The following is a 5,124-nucleotide window of genomic DNA, read 5'->3' on the forward strand; positions in this document are numbered from 1 at the left end:
CCCCCATCCGCCCCACCTGGACTCCTCGGAGCACCAAGCAGCACCACGTTCCACGGGCCCTCGCGGCCGCTCGTGCAAGGGCGTTCGCGCTGACACATGCTGCGTGCGCACATGAGTTCGCGATGGACGACGAGCGCGCTGGGCAGGGCCGTGCATGAGATGGCCGGAGGCCTGCCGCGCACCTACTGGGTGCTGTGGGTGGGCACCCTGGTCAATCGACTGGGCAGCTTCGTGGTGCCCTTCCTCGCGCTGTACCTCACGCGCGAGCGGGGCTTCAGCGTGGAGCAGGCGGGCCTCACCGTGTCGCTCTACGGCGTGGGCGCGGTCATCGCGAGCCCCCTGGGCGGCATGCTCGCGGACCGCGTGGGCCGGCGCCTGACGCTGGCCGGAGGACTGTGGCTCGGCTCGGTGGGCATGCTCTTGCTCGGCTTCGCGCGAGAGCCCACCTCCATCGCGCTCGCCGCCTTCTGCCTGGGCATCCTCGGAGAGCTCTACCGTCCCGCCGTGTCCGCGGCCGTGGCGGACGTCGTCACCCCCGAGGACCGGCAGCGCGCCTTCGGCCTGCTCTACTGGGTCATCAACGTGGGCTTCGCCGTCGCGCTGCCGCTCGCGGGGTTGATGGTCCGCTTCGGCTACGTGACGCTGTTCGTGGCCGACGCCATCACCACGTTCACCTACGGGTGCTGCATCTGGTGGCTCCTGCCGGAGACGCGCCCCGCCCGCACCGCGTCGGAGGACGCCCAGGCCCCGGGCGCCCTGCGCTCGCTGCTGACGCCCTTCCTGGACCCGAGCTTCGTCGCCTTCGCGCTGCCCATCCTCGGCGTGGCCATCATCTTCCATCAGAGCCAGGTGTCGCTCCCGCTCGACCTGAGCGCGCGCGGCCTGAGCGAGGCGCAGTTCGGCGCGGTGCTGTCCGTCAACGGCCTGCTCATCGTCGCGCTCCAGCCCCTGTCCCACCGCCTGCTCAAGCACCTGCGCCGCGCGCACTCGCTCGCGCTGGCGGCGGCCCTCACCGGCCTGGGCTTCGGCCTGCACGCGCTGACGGGCAACGTCGCGCTCGCGGCGCTCGCCGTGGCCATCTGGACGCTGGGGGAGATGGCCCAGGCCCCCGTCGCGCCCTCCGTCGTCGCGGACCTGGCGCCCACGCGGCTGCGCGGCAGCTACCAGGGCGCGTACCACATGCTCTGGGGCCTGGCCTCCAGCGCCGCGCCCGCGCTCGGAGGGCGGGTGCTGGGACGCGCGGGTACGTCCGCGCTGTGGCTCGGGTGTCTGGTGCTGGGGCTCGCCTGCGCCGCGTGGCAGCTCGCCATCGCCCCGGCCCGCCGGCGCCGCCTGGACGCCCAGCGCGCGGGGGGCGCGCAGCTGAGCCCGCTCCTCGACTGAAAAGACCACGGGCGGCCTCCCCGACTCGGGAAGACCGCCCGTGTTTCACTCCCGGGTGTCGGGAGCGTGGACTACGGCTTGGTGTAGCTGATGGCCAGGTTGTACGAACCCGCCGTGTAGCCGCGGACCTGGACGTACGCGCTCGTCTGGCCGGCGGGCACCGTCAGCTCGCACGTCTCGGCGGCGCCCGTCAGGTACGGACGGCAGTTGTACGCGGTGGTGGTGGGCGCGGAGCCGAAGCGGACGTAGAGGTCCGGGTCACCCGAGCCCGTCATCACGACCTTGAACGTGCTGCCCGCCACCACGCTGTACGCGGGGAAGTTGGTGACGCTGCCCGAGGCCACCGTGCCCGACTTCGTGTCCGTGGCGGGCGTGCCACCCGTCGACGGGCGGGTGTAGTTGATGGTCAGCGTGAAGGTGGCGGCCGTGTAGCCACGCACCATGACGTACGCCGTCGTCACGCCCGCGGGCACCGTCAGGCTGCAGGACTCGGACGGGCCGTTGAGGTACGGGCGGCAGTCGTACGTGCTCGTGGTGGGGGCCGCGCCGAAGCGCACGTACAGGTCCGGGTCACCCGTGCCCGTCATCGTCACGTTGAAGGCCGTGCCGGGAACCACGGTGATGGCCGGGAAGGCGTTGTTGGTGCTCGCCGCCACGGAGCCCGTGAGCGTCGTCGTCGTCGGGGTGCCCGTGCCAGGACCCGGCGGCTCCGGGTCCGTGCCGCCCGGCGCGCCGTAGAGCGCCACGGCGCCCTGCGCGTCCAGCGCGGTGATGACCAGGTCCCCGTTCTGGGTGCCGTTGCACTGCGGATAGTGCATGACGGACGCGGAGTCGTACGCCGTCAGCTGACGCCAGTTGTTGTCCTCGAAGCACGTGCCGGCCTGGGGACGGGTGTGCTCGTGGCGGAAGCCCAGCGTGTGGCCCAGCTCGTGGCGCAGGATGCCCTCGAGCGTCCACGGCGGGATGCTGCCGAAGGCCGACGTGTCGATGAGCACGTTGCGGTTGGCGCGCGTGTCGTTCGGGAAGAACGCGCGGGCCAGGTACTGGTTGCCCGAGTTCACGATGCGCACGTCGAAGACGACGTTCTGGTTGCTCGCGGTGCAGTTGGTGTCCTGCGCCACCACGTGCACGAAGTCCACGTTGGCCACGGCCTCCCAGGCCTCGGCCGCGCTCTTCATCGCCGCCACCGCGGTGTTGTACCGGGTGCCGAACGACGTGGTGCTCACGCAGTAGGTGATGTTCTTCTTCTGCGTTGCGTTCCACGCGGCATCCACGCCGCCCGCGGTGTGGACGATGAGCTGCCCGTTGCGCACGTTGTTCTCATAGAACTCGCGCAGGTGCTTCTCGGTGGCGAACGGCGTGTCACCATCCGCGATGAAGATGCCGGTGTCGGGCTCCTGGTACACGCCCGCGAGGAACTCCTCCCACGACATTCCCTGGCTGACCTCCTCGGAGGGGGGAGGGGTGGTGTTTTCGCCGCCGCAACCGGCCAGCAGCGCCAGGCCCGCGAGGGCACCGACAATCTTGGACTGGGACATGAACATCCTTCTTCGCAGAGGAATGAGGCTCCCGGACTCCCACAGCCCGGGGACCCCTGCCCTGAGCAGGTGTCATGCCATCCAGGTAACTAGCGGACTTCCCTTAGCTTCCCACTGAAACACCCGGTATCCACGGAGCACATGGACTCCACGCCTCGGGGACCACGGCGTAAAGACTCATGACACTTTGAAGTCCGTGTCCTTTGGTTCCAAATGGTTACAACCCCGTAACCAAAGTGTCCTGGGACAGGACACCTGAGTCGAAAGGTGTCGCGGGTCCGTACGGACTCTGGTTACAGGGGCAACGGCGACTTACAGGCCCAGCAGCGTCTCGGGGCGGTTGAGGCCGCGCGCGCGGGCCAGGGGCTGGAGGACATCCGCGGGGGGCGCGTCCGCGGTGAGCAGCAGCGCGCGCACGGCGGTCTCCACCACGTCCTCGGCGCCCGGGCGCACCATGCCCCGGCGGGCGTCCTCCACGCGCTTGCCCCGGTACGCGTCGAAGCGCTCCTTCACCCGGCGGGCCAGGTCCGACACGGCCTTGTCGCCCACCTCCACGCGCAGCTCCAGCTCGTTGCGCAGCTGCACCGGGTCCGCCAGCACGCCGTACCGGTCGTACCCCTTGTGCGCCAGGTCCTCGTGCATCACGGAGAAGTCATCCGTGTGCGGCGCGGGCACCTGGGACTTGAGCAGGTCCCGCATCACCGCGGTGACGGAGGCCGTCACGGTGAGCCGGTGGAGCTGCACGTCGTAGACGAAGTCCGAGTACATCGGCTCCTCCACCGTGACGGGCTCGCGGAACGTGGTGTCGCGGTGGCGCTGCACCTCGATGCGCTGCGTCTCCGACTTCTCCAGCGCGGCCTCCAGGCTGGCCTCCTTGACCTTCACCGCCGCCAGCAGCAGCGCCAGCGCCTGCTCCTCCTTGGCGCAGGAGCTGGAGGCGCAGCGGGCGGGGCTGCACTCCCCGGGCAGCGTGCCGGGCTTCTCGGCCTCGCGCGCGGCCTCGCCGCACTCCTTCAGCGCCTCCAGGCACTCGCGGCGCTCACGCTCGCGGCAGCGCTCCGTCCCCGCGCGCAGCAGGTTGAGCTCCGTCTGCAGGCGCAGGTACTCGCGCAGGGCCTGGGCCTGCTTGCGGTCCACCTCCTCCTGGGTGCGCTCGGCCTGCAGCAGCTTCGTCTCGAAGCCGGCGCGGCGGGGGTTGGGCACGGACGTCTTGCCCGCGAGGTAGCGGTGCGAGCGCTGCGAGTCCTCCACCGCCTTGAGCGGCAGCACGCGCTCCAGGGACAAATCCAGCTTCACGCCCTCGCGCCCCTCGGGGGCCTCGGTCACCACGCGCAGGGGCAGGTGCGTGGGCAGCATGGCCGCGAGCCGCCCCGCCGCCAGCCGCTGCGCCACGTCGGGCGCGCCCGCGCGGTCCTCCACCGGCGTCGCCACGACCAGGAAGGCCACCTCGTCGCGCAGCTTCTGGCGCACCGCCTCCGCCCGCTCGCGCGCGGCGGTGGCGCCCACGCGCTCCTGGTCCGCGCGCACGTAGGCGACGAGCGCGTTGCCCAGCTTGCCCGCCTTCTCCAGCCCGTCCCCGGTGTTGAACCAGCGCTTCGCCCACGCCACCTGCACCGCGTCCAGGGCCTTCCTGGCGCCCGCGTGGTCCGGGGCCACCGCCAGCACCGCGTCCAGCTCCGCGCGGGCCTCCTGGAGCTTGTCCGCCTTGAGCGCGGTAAGCGCCACGGCCACCCGCTCGTCCAGCGTCACGTTGAGCAGCTCCCTGGCCGCCACGTTCTCCGCGTCCAGCTCCAGGGCGCGCACCAGCCGCTTCATGGCGCCATCCAGGTCGCCGGAGTCATGGACGCTCCGGGCCTCCGCCAGCACCACCTGGCTCCAGGCGCGGCGCACCTCGCGCAGCTTCACCGTCACCTCGGAGGCCTCCGGGTCCGCGGCGAGCGCGCGCAGGTAGGCCGCCTCCGCCTCCGCCCACTTCTGCTGCTGGCTGGCGGTGTCGCCCTCCTTCACGGCGCGGGAGAAGGCCGAGCAGGCCGTCAGGGCCAGCAGCGCGGCCAGGGCGAAGGCGCCGAGCGCGCCGCGGGACGACGAGGGAGCCGGACGAGGGGGACGGGGGGGAGCGGACACGCCCACATCTTCCGGGAAAGGCGCCACCGGGTGAAGTGTTCGGATGAAGCCAGCCCTCCCCGCCCGCGCCCGCCAGGCC

The 5,124-nt window shown here is 71.7% G+C and carries 3 protein-coding genes; 1 reads left to right on the top strand and 2 read right to left on the bottom strand.

Annotated features, from left to right (window positions below; translation table 11 throughout):
• Positions 1–111 precede the first annotated feature (111 nt).
• Entirely contained in the window at positions 112–1,383 is a 1,272-nt protein-coding gene (locus FL311_RS41040; protein WP_141333068.1) for an MFS transporter, read from the top strand.
• 71 nt (positions 1,384–1,454) lie between these two features.
• Here FL311_RS41040 and FL311_RS41045 read toward each other — a convergent pair whose 3' ends face one another.
• The gene (locus FL311_RS41045; protein ID WP_194869590.1) at positions 1,455–2,921 is read right to left on the bottom strand and encodes a M57 family metalloprotease; all 1,467 of its coding nucleotides are present in this window, start codon (positions 2,919–2,921) and stop codon (positions 1,455–1,457) included.
• Positions 2,922–3,233: 312 nt separating this feature from the next.
• The gene (traC, locus tag FL311_RS41050; protein ID WP_228557421.1) at positions 3,234–5,051 is read right to left on the bottom strand and encodes an outer membrane exchange accessory lipoprotein TraC; all 1,818 of its coding nucleotides are present in this window, start codon (positions 5,049–5,051) and stop codon (positions 3,234–3,236) included.
• Between the last annotated feature and the right edge of the window lie 73 nt (positions 5,052–5,124).

Origin of the sequence: Myxococcus sp. AB025B (assembly GCF_006518215.1) — a bacterium.
Classification (GTDB): domain Bacteria; phylum Myxococcota; class Myxococcia; order Myxococcales; family Myxococcaceae; genus Myxococcus; species Myxococcus fulvus.

What these genes read in the sequence shown, in the direction of transcription:
- FL311_RS41040 (WP_141333068.1), top strand. Translation starts at nt 112, where the DNA reads ATGAGTTCGCGATGGACGACGAGCGCGCTGGGCAGGGCCGTGCATGAG.
- FL311_RS41045 (WP_194869590.1), bottom strand. Translation starts at nt 2,921, where the DNA reads ATGTCCCAGTCCAAGATTGTCGGTGCCCTCGCGGGCCTGGCGCTGCTG.